This window comes from Salegentibacter sp. Hel_I_6 (assembly GCF_000745315.1).
Taxonomy (GTDB): Bacteria; Bacteroidota; Bacteroidia; order Flavobacteriales; family Flavobacteriaceae; genus Salegentibacter.
In genome coordinates this window covers 512,376-538,734 of the sequence record NZ_JQNQ01000001.1, presented here as the reverse complement: position 1 = coordinate 538,734, position 26,359 = coordinate 512,376, and the positions used below count along the sequence as shown (strand labels likewise).

The window sequence follows — 26,359 nt, the reverse complement described above, 5'->3', positions numbered from 1 at the left end:
AAGCTAGTAGGTGAGTGGTTGGAGGTCTAAATTTTTCACAACGTGGTTCCCCAAATTTCGTCCCTGTACGATTCCATTTTCTACTGCAGAGCGGTAGTGAATTCCGCCATATAATCTACTTATAGCAGCTTCACTTGCAGCGTGAGAAAAGGAATTGAAAGATCTTATTGGTAAGCCATATTTTACTTCTGTATCGTCTTCAAAACTAAATTCATCTCCAAAAATTTTGGTTAAAACTATAGAAGCCGCTCCTGAAACTACAGAATGCCCGCTGGAATATTCTGGAAATGGTGGTGTTTGTAAAACGGGGCTCCAGTTGTCATCTATGTATTTATTAATAAGCGTTTCGGGTCTTACGAGATTACTTTTATATTTTTCATCCCAGCAACTTATAAATCCGTCGGCAAGTGCAATTGCAGTTGCGGTATAAGCATAGGAGCTTTGTGCAAAATCAAGCTTAGCTTTCTTTGAAGCAATTTCGCAAATGCCCATCCAGTGGCCCCCAGGAGTTATTTTTTTAGTTGCAAACATAAGGTGACCGCGTTGTGTAGAGACATAAGGATTGCAATCCCAAAACTGGGCTATTTTTATTTCCTCAGATTCATCACCTTTTTCCTCCATTTGCTTTTTGATCTCATAAACTTCAATAAGCTCATCATAGAAGGCGGTTCCTTTTTCCAGCGAAAATTCAGGGTGCGGTGCCGGTTTAAATTGAGAAGCAGAATCTAGCGTAAAAGGTCTTATTTTAGGCCAGTGTGGCTCAATACCATCCATATAGGAAGGAGGTGTAGGTTGCCAACGGCCGGGATCATCGCTATACACCGAGTATTTTGGCATAGTTCGCGTTTCTTTGTAATTATCTTTATCAATCCAATTTGATAGGTGATTTGCCACTGCTAGGCCATAATCTCTAGAAGTTTCGAATTCTTCCTTATTCGCTTTTTCCCATCCTGAATAAAGACTATCTCTATAGGTAGTAAGAAGTTCTTCAGAAAAAATTAATTTTTTTCCAATTTCTATTTGGGCTACCAGGGCTGCGAGTTTAAAGTTGATGTTGGCCGTAGAATCTGCCTCAGGAATTGGTTGTAAGTCTTTAAAATTTGAATTGAAATCAACTAGATCTTTGTTTTCCTGACGCATAATTTGATAAGCAGCCAGATTGGAATATGCATAAATACGGCTGGCCACCGGTGGTGAAAATATATCGTGCACCATGATATCGGTAATTTTATTTACCGTTTGGTGGTAATTTTCAGCCGACACTACAATTGGTTTTTCATCCTTCGCGCAGGAGCTTAAAATCAATGCAGAAAAAAATAGGTAGAAAAATATTCTCATTTAATTCTTCAATTTATAAAATTCAGGTTTGCCATCATTAAGGCTCACCATAAGATAATCAATTTCATTGAAAGTAACTATATTAAGGCTTCTCACACTTTTATGAGTAAGATTTAATCCAATTTCAACACCTTCCAGGATCTTAGCATTTTGGGTGACGATATTTCCCGCAAGGGCGTTAAACCTGCCGTGATATGGTGTTACACCAAAATAATTTCCGGCAACCAATACTTCATCCTGATCATCCTTGTTAAAATCTGCTTTTAAAAATGCCAAAATAGGAGCAACCTGTAATGCATTTTTAAAGGGCTTAAAAATAAACTTTCCATCCTGATTTAGCAAATATCCTGAAGCCATTGTATGCACTTTCAGTAATTTAGCCTTCTCCAGCTTTTCTTTTTCAATAATTTGCAATATTGTTTTTCCTGCAAAATCTTTGTATTCCGGGAACTTTTTTCGCAAATAAGAAAGTTGACTTACTAATTCATCCAGCCCGTTTGTGGGATAATATTTTTTGTTTTTAGCGTAGGCTATAATTGTTTCTGTGCTTCCGTTTTCGTCAAAATCTGAATAATACATTTGCAAAGGAAATTCTTGAGACGCCGGGAATTTGGTGTTTAAGCCCCAATTACCTAATAAATAATCCATTTTTCCGTCGTTATTTATATCAAACGGAATAATTGTTTGCCATAATCCGTTCAATTTTTGATCCAGCACTTTGGCGGAAATATTTTCTAAGGTTCTACCATTATTTCTAAAAAACTGGGGAGACATCCATTCCCCAATTACAATTAAATCGTCACGGCCGTCTTCGTCAAAATCGGTCCAGATCGCATCGGTTACCATTCCTAATTCTTCCAAATCTGAATTTTGCTGAATTTTAAATTTACCATTTTCATTGATGAGTAAATAGGAGGAAGGTAGTTTTCCAAAGTCGTTAGAAACCGCGGCGCCACCAACAAAAATGTCGAGATCGCCGTCGCCATCAAGATCTCCAAATTTGGCTACTGCAGTGTTTTCAAAATATTCAGGTAATTCCTTAGCTTCTAATTCCCCATTTTCAAAAGCATACAATTTATCCAGTAAAGCATCGGCTTTGCCGTAAAATTCACCGCCCCCTGATGTTACAAAAACTTCATTCTTATTATCCTGATTTAGATCGGCGATAAATGCTGAAGTATTTTCAGTTTTTTCATCTGTATTCAGAAGCTCAAAGTATTGTTTTTCAAACTTATTTTTTTGCTGAAAATAGATTTCTGCCGGTTCAAATTTTGAATTTCCGAAGTAAATATCGTCAAGTCCGTTTCCATTAATATCACCAACCGCCACTGCAGGCCCCCGATCTGAAATTTGATAGGGAATCAGTTTTTGACGATCAAAATCTGAATACCTGTTCTCCTTATGATTAAAATTTATTCCGGGTAAAGAATCGATTTTTTCAAACCAGGGTTTTGGTGTAGGATAAAGTTTTTTATAATCAATACTATCGCTATTTTGATCCTTTGTAATTTTTAAATGTTGATTTAAGGGTACATTTTTTTGCTGCTGAAACGTATTATCTGGCCAGATAATTAATAAAGAATCCAGGTTTTCTTCTTTCGGAAATCCAAAATGAATGATAGGTTCTGAGGAAGACTGAAAGCCCTTGGAATTATAAAGCTGCCGGGTTTGCATTTTCCCATTTTGCCAGGCAATCGCTTTAGTGCCAATTCCGAAGGTATTTTTAGATTTCAGCTGAAAGGATAATTTAATATATGCAGAAGTCGTGTCAGACTGGTTTTCATAAATTATGGCTCTTTCATCAATATTATTACTCACAATATCCAAATCGCCATCATTGTCTAAATCGGCGTAAGCAATGCCGGTTGAGATCACAGAATCACGCGGAATCCATTTACCAGATTGGTCTTTAAAATTTAGACTTTCTGAACCTTTAAAAATATAATTATGCACTTTCCCTGCGGGCATCATTTCTAATGCTTCATTATCTACAAGACGGGTGTTATTTATTTTATTTTGAATTTGGTTACTGGAAACGTATTTAATATAATCCAGATCATTGGGGCGTTTGGGTATCCCGGTAGCGATAAACAGATCCTGGAAGCCATCCTGATCAAAATCTGCGAATAGGGGAGCCCAGCTCCAATCGGTTGCCGCTACGCCACTTAAAAGCCCTGTTTCCTGAAAATATTCTCCCCGCTGATTTATTTGTAGCATATTGCGGGTATACTGGTAATGGTATCCTAAATCTTCAGTTTTTAACTTATCCAGATCGCGGGGGTCGTCACCTACAGAAGCTTTTAAAACTTTTTCATCTTGAGGAAGCATATCTAAGGTTAAAATATCTATAAAACCGTCGTTATTAACATCAGCCGCATCATTTCCCATAGAAAACCTACTTACGTGCCCAAACTTTGCTTTTAAAGTTTCGGTAAAAGTACCGTCCCCATTATTTAAATAATAATAGTCGTCTTCGTGAAAGTCGTTACTTACGTAGATATCTGTAAACCCGTCGTTATTAAAATCGGCGGTGGCAAGTCCGAGTCCATAACCATTAGCGCCTCCATAAATTCCCGCTTCTTCGCTAACGTCTACAAATTTTCCGTCGTCATTTCTTAAAAGTTTATCTCCACTTTCTGCAATGCGTTTATTTCGAATATCTGCCGGGCCATAGGTATTCACCGTATGTACGGCGTGATTTAGCAGATACATATCTAAATCGCCATCGTTATCAAAATCGAAGAAAGCGGCTGTAGAAGAATAATTTTGAAAGTCTAATCCAAACTCTTCTGCTTTTTCGGAGAAAGTGCCATCGCCATTATTGATAAATAATTCGTTTTTTCCGTTTAGGCCATTGATTCCGGTAACTGCGCAAACATAAATATCCAGAAAACCGTCTCCATTTACATCGGCCATAACCACGCCGGTATTCCAATCAGAAGCTCCTGAAACTCCGGCACTTTCAGTAATATCTTCAAACTGCATATTTCCTTTATTGAGGAAAAGTTTGTTTTTTACCTGGTTTCCAGTTAAGTAAATATCGGGTAAGCCATCGTTGTCAATATCTCCAACTGCAACGCCGCCACCATTATAGAAATATAAATAATCTAAAATGTTTAGGGCATTAGTTTCGGTAAGATTATTGCTAAAATCCAAACCCGTTGTTTCTGCAGGAAGACTTTCAAACAAAAAATCCTCAGTTTTTTCTTCTTTTTGGCAAGATGCTAAAAGAATGACTAAAAATAACAGGCTAAAGGGCTTGTTCATTGAACTTAAAGATTTTTGGTTCCTGATTATTTATAGCTACCAGAATAAGAATTTCACCATTCTTATTTGTTATTTTTTTGATCGATTTCACTTCTCCTTCAACTGAAAAACCTGAATTGATTGATGGAATGATATCCATTTTTCCATTTTTATCTACTTTTAATAGAATTCCTCTACTGGCATCAAGGCGCCCGAATTGCGGTTTTAAATTAAAGTCGTTACCGGCGAGTAAAAAATAGTGATTTCCTGCTTTTGAAGTTAAATGCTCAATGGTGTGAATACTGGAAAATTGTGCTTCTGCCGGAAGTTCTTTGAATTGATAATTTCCATCAGAATCACTTAAAGCCAGGAGACTTTTGAAAGTAGTTATTTCCTTTACTATTGAATTTTTAATGACATTTTCAGGGAAAAGTTCCTGAATGGATTTTGTGGCGTATTCTGAAAAGCGAAGATTTTGCTTTTTAATTGCTGAAATTTGCCCGGCAAGTTCCCGTCTTAAATGAATAGGAACATCTTTGCCATCTATATTTCTGGTGAAAATTTGTTCTATGGTGCCGTTCTCGTCAAAATCGTTAATATAGACCTTAACCGGCTTTTCGGCTGAAGTTTGATAAAATGAATTCGTACCTCGATTTCCTAGAATAAAATCGGGGCTTTGGTCTTCATTTATGTCCAAAATAGAAAGACTATTCCATGCTCCTGAAATTTCATCGAGCTTATTATCTAGTAATTTTAGAGAATTCCCATCATTTTGAAGAATTATAGGAGCCATCCAATCTCCTGTTAAAACTAAATCTTTCACGCCATCATCATTAGTATCACTCCAGGAAGCATCGGTGATCATTCCAAGATCGTTAAGAACATAAGCTTTGGCATCGGTTACATCTTTAAAATTTCCGTTCCCGTCATTTTCTAGTAGTTGATGTTTAGGATTAATACCATAAATCCCTGGGACGCTTCTGCTTCCTATAAATAGATCGATATCACCGTCATTATCAAAATCGTAAGGAGCGATTACTGAAGTATTATGCCCGGTATTGGGCATATTAAATTCAGAAATTTTAAAATTCCCGTTTTCCTGGTTTAGGTAAACTCTATTCCTAAATTCCTGCCTGTCAATATTCACTTCATTCCCGCCGGAGCCCACGATAAGATCTGGCTTATTATCTCCATTTACATCAGCAAAAATGGCAAAAGTGTCTTCAAAATTGGAATGCTCAGTAAAAATATCAAGCTTTTTTTCAATAAAATTCCCTGAATTATTTTGAAGGTAAAGCACTCCTGGCTGGCCTTTAGCTCCGCCTAGATAAAAATCTTCATTTCCATCTCCATTCACATCGGCTATTGCCAGGGCAGGACCTTCACGAGAAAGCATTCCCGGAATAAGACCTTCGTAATCGTAATCTATATAGTTATTTTCCTGGTGTGTTTTTAATTCTGCAACAACTTCTGTAAAAATAGGTGTTATCTGTTGTTGTCTTGGTTGGTACTTTTCTGTGGCTTCAGCCTGCTTTAATTTTAGCGTGGTATTAATGGTAGGATTTTCTAGCAGCTGAGTGCTTCTATCTGGCCAGATAATTCTAAGGGAATCTATCTTTTGAACTTTTCCCAGTCCAAAAGTAAGGCTGTAATCTATTGAGGACTGAAATCCCCTGGTGGGGATTAATTCTTGAGTAATTACCTGTTCATCGAGATAGAGTAGTGCCTTACTGCCTATTGCAAAAGTGTTTTTCCCCACACCTTGTAAAGTTAATTTCAGGTAATTGTTTTCTGATTTTTCTGAAGTTTGATTCTTGTAAATAAAGATTTCCTGATTTACATTATTAACTACAAGGTCTAAATCCCCATCATTATCCAAATCGGCGTAAGCTGAGCCATTAGAGAAGCTTGGTTCATCTAAGCCCCAATCTTTTGTTTTATTTTGAAAGCTAAGATCGGTATTGTTTTTAAACGCATAATTTGAAACGGGATTGCTGGGCATTTGGTTAAGGATAGAATCGAATTCCTTTTTCTTGCCGGTAAGTACCATTTCCTGAAGAATATCGTTGGCAAAGAAATCCATGAAATCCTGGTTGGTAAGATCGTGGTAAATACCATTACTTACATAGATATCTTTAAACCCATCATTATCCATATCAAAAATAAGCGCACCCCAACTCCAATCGGTTTGGGCCACACCACTTTGAAATGCAATTTCAGAAAAACTATTATTTCCAGTATTTAACTGCAGCGTATTTTGCATAAACTGATGATAGAAATCCCTGCTTTCTTTTAGTTTATAAATATCGTAACGTTCAAAGTCTGATGTTTCTTTAAGGCGCTTATCGCTTTCGGGAAGCATATCAGTAACAAATATTTCGGGATGTGAATCGTTGTTTATATCGGCCATGTCTGCACCCATGGAGGAAAGACTTAAATGGGAAACCCGGTTTTTAATATCTTCAGAAAAAGTGCCATCGCCATTGTTGATATAAAGATAATCTCTTTCGTAAAAATCGTTAGAAATATATAAATCGGGAAGTTGATCGTTATTCACATCTCCAACGGTAACCCCAAGACCAAAACCTATTAAACTCCCATAGATTCCTGCTTCTTCGCTTACATCTGTAAATTTCCCGTTATCGTTTCGGAGTAATTTATCGCCCCCACCTTTAAAAATTTCAGGCAAATCCCAATCTTCACTTCTTAGATCTCTTTTATTATTAAAACTAAGGCTGGAGACAGGAATAAAACTATTATTTAAAATATATACATCGAGATCTCCGTCTCCGTCATAATCAAAGAAAGCTGCGTGAGTGGTAAATCCGTTTTCATCTAAATTATAAGAAGCGGCGTCTTCAGTAAAAGTTAAATCTCCATTATTGATGAAAAGTTCATTTTTACGATCTGCACCTTCAATATTTCCGGCATTGCTAACATAAATATCTAGAAGACCGTCGTGGTTGATATCTACGAAGCTAACTCCGGTACTCCAGTTTTTTGTTCCTGCTGTGCCTGATGTTTCAGTTATATCTTCAAATTTGAAATCACCTTTATTCAAGTAGAGTTTGTTTTCCCCCAGATTAGAAGTTAAATAGATGTCTGGCAGGCCATCGTTATTAATATCGCCAATTCCTACACCGGCACCATTATAAAAATTTCGATACCTGAAAATGTTGAAATCTTTGGTATTGGTTATTGTATTCTCAAAAGAAATTCCTGTTTCATTAGGAGTCATTTTTAAGAATAAAGCATCCTTATTTATATTTTCCTCTTTTAAAGTTTTTTCCTGTTTATCATCACCGCATGATATACAGATCAAATTAAAAAGAATTAAGATGAAAGCAGGAACAGTAGGAAAGTGCTTAATAGATTTCATCGAGGAAATACAGGTTTGAGTGGGTATTACTTTAGCTAGCAATTTAAGCAATTATTAAGAAGACTTTAGGAAGAATAAAAAAGAAAAGAGACTAAAAATGCAATGCATTGATAGTCTCTTTTTTTAAGCTAATTCAATTATTAGTAACCTTCGTTTTGTTCTAAATTAGGATTAGAAGTCAAAGCAGTGGAAGGTATAGGGAATAATACTCTGAAAGCTTCAGTATTATCTTTAAAAGTCCAGGTATCGGTATAAGTACCAAACCTAATTTGGTCCTGTCTCCTGGTAAATTCCATATACAGTTCACGACCTCTTTCATCAAGTAAATCCTGATCTGTAATACTTCCTAGCGGAGTTGCGTCTCTTAATTCACGTAATTCATTTACCAAAGCTAAGGCAGATTCTCCCGAAGTTCCACCACGATGTATGGCTTCCGCCTTCATAAGGTGGGCGTCTGCGTAACGAAAAACGACTAGATTTCCAGGGAAAGCCCCATCTGAAGGATGGTATTTAAGAATTCTAATACCGGTTCTCTCATTATTACCAACCAGGCCGGGTAACTGCTTTGTGAATATTAAAGGGTTCCCAGTTCTATCTGTTAATTCAGAACCATCTAAACCATATTGTTGATTTATAAGAAAACCATATCCAATATAGGATCCATCTTCCAGTCCATCTTCATCAGCATCTAAATCATCGGCTCCTGCCTGGCTTCCTGATGTAGGTACAAAACCTCTTCGCTCTTCCTGTCCTGAACCTGGAATGTTAACCTGAGGATCGCCTTCAAATAGGTCATAAAATTCAGCTAAAGTAGAAAATCCATTCCATCCCCCAGGTGTATTTCCTGGTGTGCCCTGGTTATAGTGCAGAGTACTCCAGATACGGGCATCGGCTCCATAATTAGTTCTAAAAATTATTTCTGTATCAGAAACGTCAACTGAAGGTTCGAAAATTTCAAAGAAACCACTTTGAAGGGCAAAACCATCTGTTGCGATTGCATCTACGTGATTTATAACTTGCGTCATATCTTCAGGCGCTGCAGAATCTGTTCCTAAATAAACATGTTTATTAAGATACATTTTGGCTAATAAGAAATTTGCTAATGCCTTCGAGGCTCGATTTGTTTCAGCACCCGGCCCAGATGATGGTAAATTAGGTAAAGCATCCTGCAAATCATTCATTGCAAATTCAAACGCTTCAGCACGAGACATTACCATTGGGCTTACCTCAGGTCCTTCATCTACACCTCTAAAAGGTACCTGGCCGTAAAGATCTATGATCCAATACATACTAAAAGCTCTTAAAACTTTAGCTTCAGCCACCTGAGCTGCACTTGCACTTGAGGTTTCGATAATTTCGGTTAAAGAGAAAACGCTTGAATTAAAGTTATTCCAGGTATTTAAAACAAAGGGATGAGTTGCATCCCACGTATGTTCGTGCAATGTCCTCCAAACCCCGTTATCACCCCAGTCAGTTCCCCTGGTAGGGATTAACAGTCCATCTGAGGTCGCTTCCTGTAAAGCGTATAAATTTTCCTGGGTTTGTAAATGACCTTGAATGGTATTGTAAGCGTTGTTAATTGAGCCCTCTACATTACTCACTCCATCAAATCCACCATCTGTGGATTCGCGAGTTACTGAATCTGTATCTTCAAGCTCTAGATCGGTACAGGACACGATGCTTAGAAGGCCTAAAGTAGCTAGTGTTATTTTTGAAATACTCCTTTTCATAATATTTTTTTAAAATGATGCATTTAAACCAAAAGTCACTGTTGTAGGTCTTGGATAGGCTGTATAATCTATACCTGCCGAAGGAACATTATTCAGTGCTTTATTGGTATCTACCTCTGGATCAAGACCAGTATAATCTGTAATTACAAATAAATTTTGGCCAGTTAATGAAAGCCTTAAGGAATTAAAAATACTTTCTTCCTGAAAATTAAAATTATAACCTAATGTAAGATTTTGCATTCTAAGGAAGTCTCCTTTTTCAAGGAATCGAGTAGAAACATCTGGCGCGTTAAGGTTGGATTCGCCATTCCCAACAACACTTTGTGTCACATTTCTTCCGTTACCAATTGCTCCGGCTGTGAATAGAGCATTTTCGGTATTGTTATAAATATAGTGACCAAACTGTCCTGTTAAGAAAGCTGATAGGTCCCAGTTCATATACTCTACGCGAGTGGAAATACCTAAATTCGTAGTTGGTAATGCGCTTTTTCCAACAAACTCCTGTATGTTACCATTAGGATAAATGGATTGCCCATCTTCATCAAAACCTGCGAACTCTCTTAGATAGTAAGAAAATAATGGTTGCCCACCTACCAAACGTTGTGCGAAAGCACCGGTTAAACCCTGGCCACTTATTTCACCGGTATCAATAATACCATCAAAATCTTCAACCATGTTATCGTTATAGGCAATATTGAATCCAAAATTCCAGAATAGATCATCTTGTTGGATAATGTTATAATCTATAGCAAATTCTACCCCTTTATTAATAACATTCGCATCTAAGTTTTGGAATACGAAAGGTTGAGGAGAAGGTTGTGCTGAGAATACCTGGATCAATAGGTCTGTAGTGTTTTTATAATAGAAATCAAGAGATCCACTCAATCTATCATTAAGAAACCCATAATCAATTCCAATATTGGATTGGCTAGTTTCTTCCCATTGAAGATCTGGATTAGCAAATGAGACCAAGCTAGTACCTGGTGCATCTATACCACCACCGTTATTAATACCAAAACCAGCCCATCTTTCTCTTTGCTGGTATTGATTGTAAGGAATTTCCTGGTTACCGGTTACTCCATACCCTAATCTAAGTTTTAATGTTGAAATAGTCTCAGGTATAAAGTCTTCATCTCCAATTTGCCATGCAAATGCACCTGAAGGGAAATATCCGTATTTATTATTACCACCAAATCTGGTAGAACCATCTGCTCTTAAGGTGGCCGTTAATAGGTATTTACCTGCTATATCATAATTTAGCCTGGTAAAGAAAGATTGTAATTCATCAGTAACATCAAAAGAGTCTCCTGCGATTGCCCTGGTAACTATTCCGCCGGGTCCTGAGATATTATCTGTAGCTATTTCCGGGAATAATCTGTTTATAAAAACATCATCACCTGTATAGCCATATTGTTGATAAGAACCATCAATAGAATTCTCAATTGAATTTCTACCGCTTTGCAATTCATCTATCATAGCATCCATATCACCAGTGGAAAAACCGTATCCTGAAACATTGATTCCTGAGCGATTAAAATCCTGAAAAGAATAACCAGCTAATGCTGTAAACTTTGAATTTTCAAATTGCTTTTCATAGTTCATGGTTAATTCCATCAATCGGTTCTTACTGTTAATTTCATTAATGTTTCCTCTACCATTCCCTGGTACACCTGAGGCCACACCGGTAATATCACCAGAAATTGCAGAACCACGATAAGAATTAGATTCATCATAACCTAAAGCAATTTTAGCGCTTAACGCGGGTAAGATTTCATAATCTGCCGAAAAATTTAATAGAATTCTATCTGTTTCTGTTTGATCCTGGTAATACTTCAATAATGCCAGGGGATTTATAAAGTCTCCTCCTGGAGAAAATTCTGGATCAGCTGGATATGTGGGATTTGCGAAATAAGCTGTACTTAACAAATCTCCCTGAGCTCCTGCGTTATCTGATATTGGAGCTCGCTCATCGTTAACTCTGGCAATTGTAGATTGCAGGTTTAATCTTAATTTATCATCAAAAAGCCTGTGGGTTAGGTTTAACCTTCCAGTTAACCTTTCCATAGAAGAATTTTTAATAATCCCGTTTTGATTAGTATAGTTTCCTGAAACTCTATAATTACCACCGGTGTATGAATTAGAATAAGATAAGTTGTGAATCTGGCTAAAAGCAGAACGTGTTATTTGATCCTGCCAATCTGTATTTCCTCCAAAATCCAGATCTTCTCTATTTCCGCCATAACTTTCGGCAGCATCAAGAAATTGTTCTCTATTTAAAAGATCAAACTCATTAGCGGGAGAAGCAACACCTAAATTGGTGCTATAATCTAATATACCTCTATCACCTCGTCCATCTTTGGTGGTGATAATAACTACTCCGTTTGCGCCACGCGAACCATAGATAGCAGTTGCCGAAGCATCTTTAAGAACACTAATGCTCTCAATATCTGATGGGTTAAGAAAGTTTAATGGGTTTTTTGAAGAAGATTCTCCAAAACCTACATCACCACCTCCTGCAGAAACTTCGTCTCCAGCCAATGGCACGCCATCTACTACAAATAAAGGATTATTACCACCTCGTACTGAAGTTGTACCCCTAATTCTAATATTAACTCCAGCTCCAGGCTCCCCACTAGAAGTGGTTACCTGTAATCCGGCAGTTTTCCCCTGTATTAATTCTTCCGGTGAGGCAATTACCCCCTGGTTAAAATCTTCAGAAGAAACGGTAGAAACCGCACCTGTCGCATCCCGTTTTTGTACGTTACCATAACCAATAACTACCACTTCGCTTAAAGCATCGGCATCTTCAGCCATAGTTGCGTTGATCGTTGTTCTTCCATTTACTGAAATTTCCTGTTGGGCATAGCCTACAAAGCTAAATACCAATACCCCATCATTGGGAACATCATTTAACGAGTAATTTCCGTCAAAATCTGTTACGGTACCATTAGAGGTCCCTTTAACAAAAATGTTCACTCCCGGTAAGGGCATTTCCCCATCGGTCACCGTTCCTGATACTGTTTCCTGTGCATGGGTAAACCCAAAGCTGAAAATAGCAAGTAGAAACATCCCGATCTTGAGTAATCTTTGTTTCATAAAATTAATTTTACAGTTGATTAATTAAACCATTAAGTTGAGTACCTAATTTAGTAAAAATTTATACTAAATGTTACCACCCCTTTAAACGCAAACGTTTTCGTATTTTTAATTAGTTTCCTTTTTAATGTTAAATTTGAATATATTGATAAGAATAGTTTTTATTGTTAATTCCTCAACAAGGTGTAAAAAACTGATAATCAAATATATGCAATATAAATGTAGGATTTACATTGATAAAAAAATATATTTTCTGAATTTTGTTAATAAATATTTAATTTAAGTGTCATTTGAGGTCATTATCGGTAGTTTTTTGGGGCAAATTTTGACAGAAATTTCTTCTATTTCTCCAATATATTCACCATCCATCTGAAAAGGAACCGGTTTTTTACAAAAAACCTTAGCTTCTTTCGTTGGTATTATTTCCACGAATCCAGAGTTTACATCGGTTTCATTACGCAATGTTTTTAGTATTTCCAGTATATCAAAATTTTTAAATAAAAGGATTTCAAAAGTGCCATCGTCTATTTTTCCTTTTGGATTTACATTCGCCCCGGTACCGTATTTATTAGCATTTGCAAAAGCGAGTAAAATACCCTTTTTGGTTAATTTCTGATCCTTCAAATTAATCTCGAACTCAAAGGGATATTTGCTAGACCAAAGTGTAGGAATGGATTGAAGAAGATAGCCTACTTTTCCCCTTATTCGCGAATTTTCGTAATTTTTAATTAATTCAGCATTTACGCCAAGGTCGCTAATATGTAAACAAAGTTCACCATTAATTTCTAGCGTATCTATTTCTGTTATTTGAGTACCCAGGGCTATTTTTAGTTGTGCTTCAAGATTATTTGGAATTCCAAGGTTAAGGGCAAGGCCGTTTGCAGATCCTGCCGGAATTATAGCAAGCGGAATATTATTATCCTGAAGGGCTTCGGCTACTAATTTAATGGTACCGTCTCCACCAGCTACAAGAACTCTATCAAACGTATTTGCTGCAATTAGGTTGTAAATTTCCTTTTTGTCATTCTCACCCGTAGTTCTATAGGTTTTTAGCTTTGCACCTATTTGTCTTAACTCTTTTTCAATCTTTTGAACAATAAATTCTTTATTAATATCGCCTGATATCGGATTTACAACAAGTAAAACCTTTTTTATTTCTTTCATATAGCTTCTGGAATATGCTTAAATTTAATTATTTTGGAATAAGAAAAATTCAATAAAAATCTAAAATTTTGAAATTAGACCTAAAACTCTATCGTGGTTATGTAAATAACCAGGAGCTTAATGTATATGGACATTTATTTAAATCTTGGGCACCAGATAAATATAGACTTGATAGAAAAGGAATTAAGCACGCGGTAGCTATAATTCATATGTTTCGCATTAGCCCGTTAAAAAATGTAGAGATTAGACTCAAGTTTCAAAATACTACAGTTACTACTAAAACTTTAGACGATGGGTATTTTAGATTTACCATTCCATTTTCTGAAGAATTAAAAAGTGGCTGGCATCAATATGAGGTAAGTTGTGATTTTAAAGATTTTGGAATGATAGAAAAAGGAGAATTGTTGAAGCCGCATCCTTCCAAATACGGTATTATTTCAGATATCGATGATACCTTTTTAATTTCTCACAGTAATAGCGTTTTTAAAAAATTATATGTAATGCTTTCTAAGAACATCAATAAACGAAAGATTTTTGATGATGTCGTAGAGCATTATGAGGAGCTGAGTAAAGCAGGGCAAAATTCATCAGAAGAAGCTACTAATTCTTTCTTTTATGTGTCTAGTAGCGAGTGGAATTTATATGAATTTATAAACGAGTTTGCTAAAATGCACGACTTACCTAAGGCAGTAATAAAACTTAAAAAGATTAAAACAGGAATTTCAGATTTCCTTTTTACCGGTCGTGGCAGCCACGATCATAAATTTGAAAAGATAAAAGATATAATTTCTTTCTATCCCAATATACCTTATGTGCTCTTGGGGGATGATTCCCAAAAAGACCCTAATATTTATGAACGTATTTGTAAAATATTTCCAATGAGTTTAAAGGCAGTTTATATTAGGCAAACGGGTAAAAATAAGAAACCAGCAGTGCAGAAGATTGTAGATAATATTGAAAGTCTTGGGGTTAGCGTTTGCTATTTTAAACATAGCCAAAAAGCTATTAAACATTCTCGAGAAGAAGGGATTGTTTAAGACTTCGGAATACTATATTTGCCATAATTCACAATTTTTTAATCTGAAATTTCTTTAAGTTGAAAGTACAGGACTATATACAATCCAGGGCACAATTACCTGCCAAAAGCATTCAGAATACTATTGCACTGCTAGAGGCAGATGCTACAATTCCTTTTATTTCCAGGTACCGAAAGGAAGCCACTGGAAATTTAGATGAAGTGGCGGTAGAAAAAATTGCGCAATTGCTCGCCACTTTTAATGACCTGGAAAAACGAAAAACCGCAGTTCTAAAATCGATAAAAGAGCAGGAAGCTTTAAGCGATATTTTAGCTGAAAAAATTGAGAAAGCCACAACTTTAACTGAAGTTGAAGATCTCTACTTACCTTATAAAAAGAAACGAAAAACAAAGGCTGATGCCGCAAGAGAAGCTGGTCTAGAACCACTGGCAAAAATTTTAATGGCGCAAAACGCTTCAAATATAAATCAAACCGTTAATCAATTTTTATCTGAGAACGTAAAAACTAAAGAAGAAGCCTTTTATGGTGCAGGGAATATTATAGCTGAATGGATAAATGAAAATAGCTACGTTAGAAACAGTCTTAGAAGATTATATGCCAGGAAAGCAGATATAAAAACCAAGTGGATAAAAACCGAAACAGAACATGCCGAAGCTTCAAAATTTAATCAATTCGAAAAGTGGGAAGAACCGCTAAAGAAAATCCCTTCCCACCGATTTTTAGCTATTCACCGTGCTGAGAAACTCGGCATTATAAAAGTGAAGCTGGAAATTGATAAAGCTGAAGCCTTAAATCTTATTGAAAAAGCAATAATTAAAAATCCCGGTTTTTCTGGAATAGCATATTTGAAAAATTCAATTGAAGATGCTTTTACCCGCTTGCTAAAAAAATCTTTCACCACAGAATTTCTAAATGAGGCTAAAGAAAAAGCAGATGAAGATGCAATAGGTGTTTTTGCTTCAAACCTGGAGCAATTATTAATGGAAGCTCCCCTGGGAAGTAAAAGAATTTTAGCGATAGATCCTGGCTTTAAATCGGGTTGTAAAGTAGTTTGTTTAGATGAGCAGGGAAACCTTTTGTATAATGAAGCTATATTCCCACACCCGCCACAGAAAAAGACAGATGCAGCTTCAGCAAAGATAAAAAGCCTGGTTAATGCTTATAAAATTGAAGCCATTGCCATTGGAAATGGAACCGCTGCCCGGGAAACCGAACAATTTATTAAGAAAGTTTATTTGCCAAAAGAGGTACAGGTTTTTACGGTAAATGAAGCCGGAGCTTCGGTTTATTCAGCCTCAAAAATTGCCAGGGATGAATTTCCAAATTATGATGTTACCGTTAGAGGTGCGGTTTCAATAGGAAGAAGATTAAGTGATCCCCTTTCGGAATTAGTGAAAATTGATCCTAAATCTATTGGAGTAGGGCAGTATCAGCACGAGGTAGACCAGGTTAAATTAAAGGAGAAACTGGATGTGGTGGTTATGCGCTGTGTAAACAAAATTGGGGTAAATCTAAATACCGCCAGCAAAGAATTACTTTCTTACGTCTCCGGTATTGGGCCAGGTTTAGCACAAAATATCTTAGATTATAGAAAACAAAATAAACGATTTGAAAGTAGGAAGGAATTGCTGAAAGTTACAAGACTTGGTGCTAAAGCTTTTGAACAATCTGCCGGTTTTTTGCGTATTAGAAATGCTGAAAACCCACTCGATAATTCTGCAGTGCATCCCGAAAGCTATTTTGTGGTCGAAAAAATGGCCAAAAACAACAAGTTAAAACCTGAAGAACTTATTGGAAACTCAGAAAAACTGGAAAATATAAAGCCTGATGATTATATTTCGGGAGAATTGGGTTTACCGACTTTAAAAGATATTTTAAAAGAATTAAAAAAGCCGGGTGCAGATCCCCGCCAGCAAAAAAAGCCTTTTAATTTTGATCCTTCAGTAAAAACAATAGGTGACCTAAAACCGGGAATGCAACTGCCCGGTATAGTGAATAATATTACCAATTTTGGCTGTTTTGTAGATATTGGAATCAAAGAAAGCGGACTTATACATATCTCTAAACTCGCCAATGAATTTATTAGTGATGTAAATGCTGTGGTAAAATTAAATCAGGAGCTGGAAGTTACTGTCATTTCAATAGATGAAGAAAATAAGCGAGTTCAACTTTCTTTGATTGACTAACAAAGAAGCTATTGGAAAAGTTTTTAAATCTACATTTAGAATTAAGTCATTATAAAATCTGAACCCACTTCGGCCTGATAAAATTAAATTATTCCAATAGCTAGTCAACTTTTAAAATCTTCAATCCCTTTTTCTAAAGTTTGCACCATCAAATTCCTCTCTTTCGTAAAATGAATCATCGGCGTGACGATCTTTATTGATTTGCGCCTCGTAATTATCGTCTATTATTTGTTCATCATCCCCGTGCCCAGAGATAGTTTTATCGGCATATTCTTCTTCTTTTCGGCGTTTAATATGCTCATCATCTGTAGTAATGCGAGATGGCCGATTATAAGAGCTTAAAACGTTTTCTTCATATTTCCTGTCAAGGTCTGCACCTCTTTCAATTCGCTTGGTTTCAGCAAATGTTTGGTGGGTTATTCTGGAAGTGAAAATATATTTTTCATCTTCTTCAAGTTCTATAAGCCCTATAGGAACAATTACGTGGTTTTGCCCATCTTTATTTACAAATTCTTTTATTTCAGGATCTGCGGGTTTCCCGTAGGGATCATGGCGTGAATCTATAATTGTTTGGTCAACTTCTACATCTACATAAACCACGCGATCCAGGTTTTTATTGATCAATAAATTATCAACTTTTCCCACTACACGCTTGTCTGCATCTCTTACTGTCCAACCCCTAATATCGGGATAACCACTTGCAACTTTATAATCTTTTAATTCACTTAAATAATGTAAATTTTTATTTTTTATATTCTGCTTACTCATAATGCTCTGTTTTTAATTATGAAATTAATTCTCCTTTTTTACAAAAGGCCATCTCAGCTTTTTCGTTAGAAACGCTGGCTGAAGTATCGTTTAATTCTTCAATATTATCTGTGTCATCTATAGTATCATTATCTTCCTCATAAGCGAATACATAAAATAATATTCCAAGAATCAATATGATGATTAATATAACCCAGGGCCAGATAGGTTTCTTCTTTTCAATTTTAATTTCTGCCATAATAATTTAGTTTGGTTAGACTATCTAAAAGTAGCTATTAAAGCTACTTGTTTTTATTAAGGTTCCCCCAAACAATTGTTAATTAGGTCCTAAGCAAAAGGGCATCCCAGTGGAATGCCCTTTTTTAGAATTGTATTTGAAGGAAAAAAACTAAAACTTAGATACCTTTTTCCTTATATAGCTAAGCTGAAAATGGATTATTCTAGAAGAAGATCTTTGAGTCTTTTCCAGGCTTTATCGTGCGCTTCTTTATTCGCATTTTCTGCATCTGCTTGATGACCGCTGCGCATAAATGCGTGGCCGGCTCCTTTATAAATTTCATATTCGTAAGATTTGTTTGCCTCTTTCATCATCTTTTCGCTTGCTTCAATCGTAGAATTCACACGATTATCATCACCACCATAATATCCATAAACAGGAGCCGAAATATTAGCAATTGCTGAAGCATCTTCAGGACCGGTTCCATAGAATACGTGGGCTGAAGAAATATCCTTGTTGTTAGTGACGTACCTGAAGGTTTGAGAACCACCCCAACAAAAACCAACTACCGCCACTTCGCCGGTAGAAGCTGAATCTTCTTTTATATATTGAAAAGCTGCATCCAAATCTTTAGTTACCTGGTCTGCGTCTAACGCATAAATGGCATCTCTTGCCGCATCAGGATTTTCGAAATCGGTGGTGCGGCGCTTTCCCTGGGTATTTGAAATCAAATCGGGGGCGATTACCAGGTAACCTGCTGCAGCCAGTTTATCAGCAAATAATCTTGCCCAATCATTTAAACCACGATTTTCGTGAATTACGATAACCGATTTTGTAGCTCCGCTGGTTTCCGGATAAGCTATAAAAGCTTGAAATTCTCGTTCACCATGCGATAAAGTCACCCATTCATGGTGTCTTGGCGATTCTGAAAGTTCTTCGGCTTCTGTTTTTTGAGTAGCTGTAGTATCGACTTCAACTTTTGCCTGTTCTTTATTTGCTTCCTTTTTATCATTTTTATTTCCACAGGAAATAAGGCAGCAACAGAAGAAAATGATAAAGCTTAAGCGTTTTATATATTTCATATTTTAAAAGTTTAAGTTTAAAAATATCCCGAATTCCTATCTAAAAACACCCGATGGAAAAACTACAACACTTTCATGGCCATCTTTTCCAACTGCTGAAACTCCAAAAAAGTAATTATCAATAACAATTCCTTCCAGGGTGAATTCATTTACATTACCTACAAACCTTGAATGTTGCCATTGGGCTTCTGTAGTTTCTCTCCAGTGAATTTTATATCCGGCGATATCACCTTCAACATTATCCCACTTTAGTTTAGTGGATGGTTCTACAATTCCACCAATTTCCACATTTTTTGGTGCTGGCGGCGCCCAGGCAAGACTCGCCATATTTATGGCGTTTACCGCAGTTAATTTTTTAGCATAATCAAAATTTACACCTTCTACTACATCTCCATACTCAATCCCATATTCAGTTCTTATGTCCTGATGTTGGCGGTTATAATTTTCGTGAGCTTCCATAATCCTAATTCCAGGAAAACCAAGGTCATTGAACGGGCGATGATGCCCACCGCGACCAAATCTATCTAAACGATAGATCATCATAGGGTTCATTTCTGGCATATAGGTTTCTGTGGTTTTATGAACGTAACGAGCAAGCTGACGGGATATTCCATCTACTTCGCCACCATAAAATCTACGCATTGTTCGTTCTCTTTCAGATTCATTTGGGGGAACTGGTTCAGAGAAGATCCTAAAGCTGCGGTTATCTATTACGCCATCAACTCCTTCAATATTCCCAATCATATCGTTGTTCAGGATTCCAATAATTTCCCATTCTTTTTCTTCGGCATATTCAGCAAGTCCTTTTCCACCGAACAAACCCTGTTCTTCACCAGAAAGGCCAACATAAATCACACTACTTTCAAATTCATATTTAGATAAAACTCTTGCAGCTTCTATGGCTCCCGCCATGCCGCTGGCATTATCGTTAGCTCCCGGAGCATCGGTTTCAAAATCCATAGTGTTACTGGCGCGGGAATCTATATCGCCACTCATAATTATGTATCTATTTGGATATTTTGTTCCTTTTTGAACGGCCACAACATTTACCACCCAGGCATCGTGTGGAATACGTTCACCATCATCGGTAGTTACAAAGTCTTTTTGGTAAAAAACATCCAGGCAGTTACTGCATTCGGAGGATATGCTATCAAATTCAGATTTTATCCATCTCCGGGCGGCACCTATCCCGCGAGTATCAGAGACTGTGTCACTAAAAGTGTTTCGGGTACCAAAACCGGCAAGTTTTCTAATATCGGCTTCTATTCTATCGGCTGATACATTATCAATGATTTCATAGATACGCTGATCTGTTTGCGCATTTGTTTGTTGAAAAATTAGTCCTGAAAAAAGGAGTAGGGCAAGGGTAGATATATTCTTAATCATTCAAAGTTTGGTTTAGACTTCTAAAATACCCAAAGTTTCTGTGATATCACAAATAATTAAGAATTTGATAAAAATCTAAACAAAAAAATCCCGACATTTTATGTCGGGATTTTATATAAAATTCTTTAGAAAAAAGAATTTAGCTGGCTTTCATATTATGAATTTCAGCTTTTGCTTCGTGCGCTTTTTGGTCAGCTTTTGAACTAGAAAGGCTAGCTTTAGTTTTATTCTTTAAAGCATCAACTTTGTGACTCAAAGAGTCAGAAAATTCGTTGAATTTTCCTTTTGTTCCTTCTATAGCTTCATTGCTTGAGTCTGAAATCGCCTTTCTAGTATCTGCTCCTTTTTTAGGGGCAAATAATAGTCCTAATGCCGCTCCTGCAGCTGCTCCTGATATTAATCCTAATAACATTTTTCCTGATTTCATCGATCTAAGTTTTAAGTTTTGGTTCGTATTTATTGTTCGATGTAAAATTAGATTATAATCAAGCGTCAGCCATATTTTTGAAGTTAAGTTATGCATAAACTTTTTGAGAAAATGTCAAGGATTTTAACAATTTAAAAGCCTATGAATTTTCAGCAAATCTGTTTAATATGTCTCTAACTTTAGAAGTGTCTTCTACATAGTAGCGTGCGCTGGTTTTTTTCATTCCAACTTTCACGGTAATAGACTCTTCAGGAAGATCTTCAAACATATATTCATCGGTCCAATCATCACCAATGGCAAAAATAAAATCGTAATCCCTGCCCACTAATTTTTTGTTAGAAGCTTTTCCTTTATTTACGCCGCTACTTTTTATTTCCAGCACCTTATTTCCTTCCAGAACACTAAGACCACGGTTAGAAATTAATTCCTTTAAAACATTAGAAAGCTCATTGGCTCTAATTTCTCCCAGTTCAGGATCGGCTTTTCTATAATGCCAGGCCAGAGAATAATTTTTGTCTTCTATAAAGGTACCCGGTGTGCGATCTACAAAAGTTTCAATTACCGGTCTTACCGCACTCATCCAATCGTTATTTACATTTTCTGAAAGTTCCCATTCACTGTTCTTTTTTCGCATCCACACCCCGTGTTCAGAAATAAGTTCTACAGGAATTTTTTGCCACCAGGAACCCAGGGTATCCTTATCTCTACCGCTTATAAGAACTACATCGGTGTTCACTGATTGATTTAATGTATGCACCAAATCTATTAATTCCTGGTCTGGTTTTGCTTTTTCAGGTTTGTCGGTAAAGTTCACCAGCGTTCCGTCATAATCCAGGAATAAGATTCTATTCTTCGCGTTTTTAAATTTTTCCAGAATTTCATCTGAAACTTTAGAAGAAACTCTTGTAGATTTAAATGCTTCCCGATCCTGGCTGGTGTTTTTCAGGGCTTGCATAAAATCGCTGGCCCATTTTTCTACGCTATAGCGCTTTAATCTCTTTTGAAGGGTTTTATTGCGTTGTTTTTGTTCTTCTTCCGGCATTTCTATAGCCTGAATTAAGGTTTCAGAAATTTGCTCAAAATTATTCGGATTTATAATTAAAGCTTCATTCATTTCGTGTGCGGCACCTGCCATCTCACTCAAAATAAGCACCCCGGTTTGATTTATCCTGGTGGCTATAAACTCTTTTGCAACCAGGTTCATTCCATCCCTAATTGGGGTTAGCAGGGCTATATCACAACTCGTGTAAAGATCAATTAGGTTTTCAAAGGGCATGGAGCGGTAAAAATACCAGATTGGCGTCCAGCTTACTGTAGAGAATTTTCCGTTTATTCGTCCTACTAATTCGTCTATTTCACGTTTTAAACGTTGATATTGTGGAACATTAGACCTGGATGGAACAGCAAGCATTACCAGTCTAACTTTTTCAATATATTCAGGGTGCCTGTCAAGGAAATATTCAAAAGCACGAATTCGGTTAGCGATTCCTTTAGTGTAATCTAAACGATCAATGCTTAATATAAGTTTAGCTTCTGGCGTTTCATTGGAGTGGTGATCTAATCTTCGCTGTAATTCAGTGCGTTGTTCTTCGGTATTTTTAAAATGATTAAGCGCGGCATCTTCAAATTTGTTGTAATCTATTCCCATTGGGAAAGAATCTACTTTTACAATTCTCTCCGGAAGCGTAATTTCATTAAAATTCACCTGGTGACGTAAAATACGACTTACCGAACTTAAAAAGTGTCTTTCGTAATCGTAGGTATGAAAACCAATTAAATCGGCACCGAGCACACCTTCTAAAACTTCGTCCCGCCAGGGTAGTGTTCTAAAAACCTCGTAGGAGGGAAAAGGAATATGATTAAAAAAGCCAATAATTGCTTCGGGTTGTTTTTCCCTAATCATATTTGGCACTAAAAGCAATTGATAATCGTGTACCCAAATATGATCTCCATCTTCATAATGTTTCAGCACTTCATCTGCATATTTTCTATTGACACTTTTATAGGTTTCCCAGTGATCTTTATCGGCTTCAGTATATTCCATAAAATAGTGGAAAAGCGGCCAGATAGTGCGATTACTAAAACCATAATAAAAACCATCAATTTCTTCTTCGCTGAGATTTACAGCAACACAATCTTCTTTTAGAGCTTTATCTTTAACATCTTCTAAAAGATTTTCGGGGATTTCCTCTTCTGTAAGTCCGCTCCACCCAATCCAAATGCTATCCCCATCCTTATGGAATGATTTTAAGCCGGTTGCGAGTCCTCCTACACTTGGCGTGACTTCCAGGTTATTTTCTTCTAAACTAATTTGTAATGGTAATCGGTTGGAAATTATTATTGTTTTACTCATAATTATATGTGAATGCTGTTGTTGCGAAATTGATTTTTCTTAAATTTCCGAAAATCATTTTACACTACAAGCCTTTTTAAAGAATTTTAAGAGTATATGGAGAATTTAGATTACGGAATAATAGGAAATTGTAAAAGTGCTGCATTAATATCAAAAACTGGATCATTGGATTGGTGCTGTTTGCCAAATTTTGCTTCCTCAGCAGTTTTTGCTAAAATTCTGGATGAAGAACGCGGTGGAAGTTTTGAATTTATTGTAGACGATTCTTATAAAATCACACAAGAATATCTTTGGGAAACCAATATTTTAAATACCGAATTTAATGATGGTGAAAATTCCTTCCAGGTAATAGATTTTATGCCTCGCTACCCGCGAGAAGACGGTTCTTACTACGCCCCGCCGGATGTAATTAGATTTATACGTTTAATTAGTGGAAAGCCAAAGTTTAGAATAAAATATGATCCTCGTTTAGATTTTTCACGAGAGCAAACCCATAGCGATCATAAAGGTAATTACATTAAAAGCTTTACCAAAGAAGGAAAATACGATTCCCTTTTCTTTTACTCCAGTTTAGATCTTAATGATATTCTAGAGCAGAATGAAATTGAATTAACCGGAAACGCATACTGCCTGGTAGGTTATCATGAAAAGCTAATTACCCAATCTTTAGATCGTTCTTATTTAAAATTTCAGCGCACCAAGACTTATTGGATGAATTGGAGCGCGAAAACTACCCGTTATACGCATTACGAGAATGAAATTATGCGAAGTGCTTTGGTTTTAAAATGCCTTAGTTATAAAAAATCTGGTGCGGTTTTAGCCGCAGCAACCACCTCTTTGCCTGAAACTATTGGGGAAGAACGAAATTGGGATTATCGTTTTTGCTGGATTCGCGATGCTTCTATGGTGATAAAAGTAATGGCGGGACTCGGCCACATAAAATCGGCTAAGGATTTTCTTCAATTTATTATAGATATTATTCCCGATAAGGATGAGAAGATCCAGATCATGTACGGTATCAATGGTGAAAAAGAACTTACGGAGCATATTTTAGATCATTTATCTGGGTATAAGGGTTCTCACCCTGTACGAACAGGAAACGCCGCTTATATTCAGAAGCAAAATGATATCTACGGAATTTTGATGGAGGTTATTTATCAGCAATTCAACCAGTTTGAAACCTCGCTGGAGAATTCTGAAGAACTTTGGACCGTAGTACGAGGTATTGTGAGTATTGTAGAAGAAAATTGGCAGAAACCAGATAAAGGTATTTGGGAATTGCGTACCGAAGATCGACATTTTGTGTTTTCCAAATTACTATGTTGGGTAGCGATAGACCGTGCGATAAAGATTGGCGAAGTTTTACGAATGGGTGTTAACGATACACATTGGAAATCTTTACGTGCTGAAATTTACAATGATATTTATAAAAACGGTTGGAACGAAGAAGTTCAGGCTTACACGCAATCTTACGGATCTAAAGATCTGGACGCTTCCACGTTGTTGATGGAGCAATATGGATTTATAGATGCTAAAGATCCTCGTTTTGTGAGCACCGTGCAGGCAACTGAAAGAGAATTGTGCAAAGATGGTTTAATGTATCGTTATAAGAATAAAGACGATTTTGGCGAGCCAACTTCCTCTTTTACTATTTGTACTTTTTGGCTAATAGATAGTTTATTCAAAATAGGAGAGAAGAAGAAAGCAAAACAAATGTTCGACCAATTGCTTTCGTATAGTAATCATTTAGGTTTATTCAGTGAAGATATTGACTTTGAAACCAAAAGATTGTTGGGTAATTTCCCTCAGGCATATTCTCATTTGGCGTTAATAGAAACTGCAGCTAATTTTAGTATTGGTACCACATCAGAAGAAACCTGGCTTAGCGATTTTTAGATGTTTTTTCAGATTCTTGTTTATTAATAACTACGCGACTTTTAGGGAGGCTCTCCGGGTAATTCTCTTTGAGAAAATCTATGAGTTTCTCCCTAATAAATACGCGTAGATCAAAAGCCGTGGGAGAGTCTTTAGCACTCACCAAAATCCTTATTTCCATAGATCTATCTGTAGCATCGGTAACCTGAACTACTTTGGCTTGTTTATCCCAAAGTGGCGTAATTTCAAGTAATCTGTCCAGTTCTTCCCTAATTTTATCTACAGGTACGGTATAATCAGTATAAAGAAATACGGTGCCTAAAAGATCTGCGGAATTCTTGGTCCAGTTTTGAAAGGGAGTTTCAATGAAATAGGTTGAAGGGACTACCAGCCGTCTTTTATCCCATACTTTTATCACTACATAAGTAAGGGTAATTTCTTCAATCCAGCCCCATTCGCCTTCCACAATTACGGCATCCTGGAGTCTAATAGGTTGTGTAAAAGCAATTTGGATTCCGGCCAGTAGGGTTCCAATAGCTTTTTGGGCCGAAAAGCCTATAATAATTCCAGCAATTCCTGCTGAAGTTAAAACACTCACCCCTATAGAGCGGATACTTTCAAAACTCATTAATGCAATTCCAAGGGCTAGAATTACTAAAATAAAGATGATGATATTTTCTAAAATATTAAACTGAGTGTAAATTTTCCGGGCTTTTAAATTATCTGAAGTATTTACATCATACCTTTTAAGCATTCTATTCTTTAAAATTTTAAGAGTAAGAATAATTAACCAGGTGGCACTAAATATTATTCCCAGGGTACTTATGGGTTGAAGAATGTCATAAGTATACTCATATATAAAGATCTTACTAAGCAGGGCTACTTTTAATATTAATGCTGCAATGAAAATTAGAAGCGGAACCCAAACCCTTTGTGCGAAATTAGCAGGTAAAATATTTTTTGGGTCTTTACCTATTTTTTTCAGGATATAAAAAGCGATAAGGAAGCAAAAAAGAAGGCTAATTAAACCTATAAGCATATACCTGAATAATAAAGGGTCTGATGTCATAAACAG

At 36.5% G+C, this 26,359-nt stretch carries 16 protein-coding genes; 3 read left to right on the top strand and 13 right to left on the bottom strand.

Annotated features, from left to right (window positions below; genetic code table 11):
• Window positions 1-3: 3 nt before the first annotated feature.
• The 6 genes from FG27_RS02425 to FG27_RS02400 form a co-directional block, all read right to left on the bottom strand.
• Complete coding sequence (locus tag FG27_RS02425) at window positions 4-1,338, bottom strand: vanadium-dependent haloperoxidase (protein ID WP_037315052.1); 1,335 nt, start codon at window positions 1,336-1,338, stop codon at window positions 4-6.
• The gene (locus FG27_RS02420; protein ID WP_037315049.1) at window positions 1,339-4,605 is read right to left on the bottom strand and encodes a VCBS repeat-containing protein; all 3,267 of its coding nucleotides are present in this window, start codon (window positions 4,603-4,605) and stop codon (window positions 1,339-1,341) included.
• Complete coding sequence (locus tag FG27_RS02415) at window positions 4,589-7,906, bottom strand: VCBS repeat-containing protein (RefSeq protein ID WP_231563244.1); 3,318 nt, start codon at window positions 7,904-7,906, stop codon at window positions 4,589-4,591. Before FG27_RS02415 ends, FG27_RS02420 begins: the two co-directional genes overlap by 17 nt.
• 197 nt (window positions 7,907-8,103) lie before the next feature.
• Window positions 8,104-9,693, bottom strand: coding sequence for a RagB/SusD family nutrient uptake outer membrane protein (locus tag FG27_RS02410; protein ID WP_037315046.1), 1,590 nt, complete (start codon window positions 9,691-9,693; stop codon window positions 8,104-8,106).
• A 9-nt stretch (window positions 9,694-9,702) separates the two neighbouring features.
• Window positions 9,703-12,789 (bottom strand): TonB-dependent receptor, encoded by a 3,087-nt coding sequence (locus FG27_RS02405; protein WP_037315042.1) that lies wholly within the window; start codon window positions 12,787-12,789, stop codon window positions 9,703-9,705.
• 279 nt (window positions 12,790-13,068) lie between these two features.
• Window positions 13,069-13,953 carry a diacylglycerol kinase family protein gene (locus FG27_RS02400; RefSeq protein ID WP_037315041.1) on the bottom strand — a complete coding sequence of 295 codons (885 nt, stop codon included), beginning with the start codon at window positions 13,951-13,953 and terminating at the stop codon, window positions 13,069-13,071.
• Between the two features lie 68 nt (window positions 13,954-14,021).
• Between FG27_RS02400 and FG27_RS02395 the strand changes: the two genes are divergently transcribed.
• Window positions 14,022-14,990 (top strand): App1 family protein, encoded by a 969-nt coding sequence (locus tag FG27_RS02395; RefSeq protein WP_037315038.1) that lies wholly within the window; start codon window positions 14,022-14,024, stop codon window positions 14,988-14,990.
• Between the two features lie 59 nt (window positions 14,991-15,049).
• Window positions 15,050-17,176 (top strand): Tex family protein, encoded by a 2,127-nt coding sequence (locus tag FG27_RS02390; protein ID WP_051935731.1) that lies wholly within the window; start codon window positions 15,050-15,052, stop codon window positions 17,174-17,176.
• A 120-nt stretch (window positions 17,177-17,296) separates the two neighbouring features.
• Here the strand turns inward: FG27_RS02390 and FG27_RS02385 are convergent, their stop codons facing one another.
• The 6 genes from FG27_RS02385 to FG27_RS02360 all read right to left on the bottom strand — a co-directional run bounded on the left by FG27_RS02385 (window position 17,297) and on the right by FG27_RS02360 (window position 23,409).
• The gene (locus tag FG27_RS02385) at window positions 17,297-17,944 is read right to left on the bottom strand and encodes a PRC-barrel domain-containing protein (RefSeq protein WP_156101181.1); all 648 of its coding nucleotides are present in this window, start codon (window positions 17,942-17,944) and stop codon (window positions 17,297-17,299) included.
• Window positions 17,945-17,960: 16 nt separating this feature from the next.
• A complete protein-coding gene (locus tag FG27_RS02380) occupies window positions 17,961-18,182 on the bottom strand; it encodes a hypothetical protein (protein WP_037315035.1) in 222 nt (73 codons plus the stop codon).
• A gap of 197 nt (window positions 18,183-18,379) precedes the next feature.
• A complete protein-coding gene (locus tag FG27_RS02375; RefSeq protein ID WP_037315034.1) occupies window positions 18,380-19,243 on the bottom strand; it encodes a dienelactone hydrolase family protein in 864 nt (287 codons plus the stop codon).
• A gap of 36 nt (window positions 19,244-19,279) precedes the next feature.
• Window positions 19,280-20,629 carry a M28 family metallopeptidase gene (locus FG27_RS02370; RefSeq protein WP_037315030.1) on the bottom strand — a complete coding sequence of 450 codons (1,350 nt, stop codon included), beginning with the start codon at window positions 20,627-20,629 and terminating at the stop codon, window positions 19,280-19,282.
• A 139-nt stretch (window positions 20,630-20,768) separates the two neighbouring features.
• Window positions 20,769-21,056 (bottom strand): YtxH domain-containing protein, encoded by a 288-nt coding sequence (locus FG27_RS02365; protein WP_037315028.1) that lies wholly within the window; start codon window positions 21,054-21,056, stop codon window positions 20,769-20,771.
• A gap of 139 nt (window positions 21,057-21,195) precedes the next feature.
• Complete coding sequence (locus FG27_RS02360) at window positions 21,196-23,409, bottom strand: bifunctional alpha,alpha-trehalose-phosphate synthase (UDP-forming)/trehalose-phosphatase (protein WP_037315025.1); 2,214 nt, start codon at window positions 23,407-23,409, stop codon at window positions 21,196-21,198.
• A gap of 96 nt (window positions 23,410-23,505) precedes the next feature.
• Here FG27_RS02360 and FG27_RS02355 point away from each other — a divergent pair, with 96 nt between their 5' ends.
• Complete coding sequence (locus tag FG27_RS02355; RefSeq protein WP_037315024.1) at window positions 23,506-25,305, top strand: glycoside hydrolase family 15 protein; 1,800 nt, start codon at window positions 23,506-23,508, stop codon at window positions 25,303-25,305.
• On the opposite strand, the gene FG27_RS02350 is transcribed toward FG27_RS02355, so the two are convergent.
• Window positions 25,292-26,353 carry a mechanosensitive ion channel family protein gene (locus tag FG27_RS02350; protein ID WP_037315022.1) on the bottom strand — a complete coding sequence of 354 codons (1,062 nt, stop codon included), beginning with the start codon at window positions 26,351-26,353 and terminating at the stop codon, window positions 25,292-25,294. The genes FG27_RS02355 and FG27_RS02350 overlap by 14 nt on opposite strands.
• Window positions 26,354-26,359: the final 6 nt, after the last annotated feature.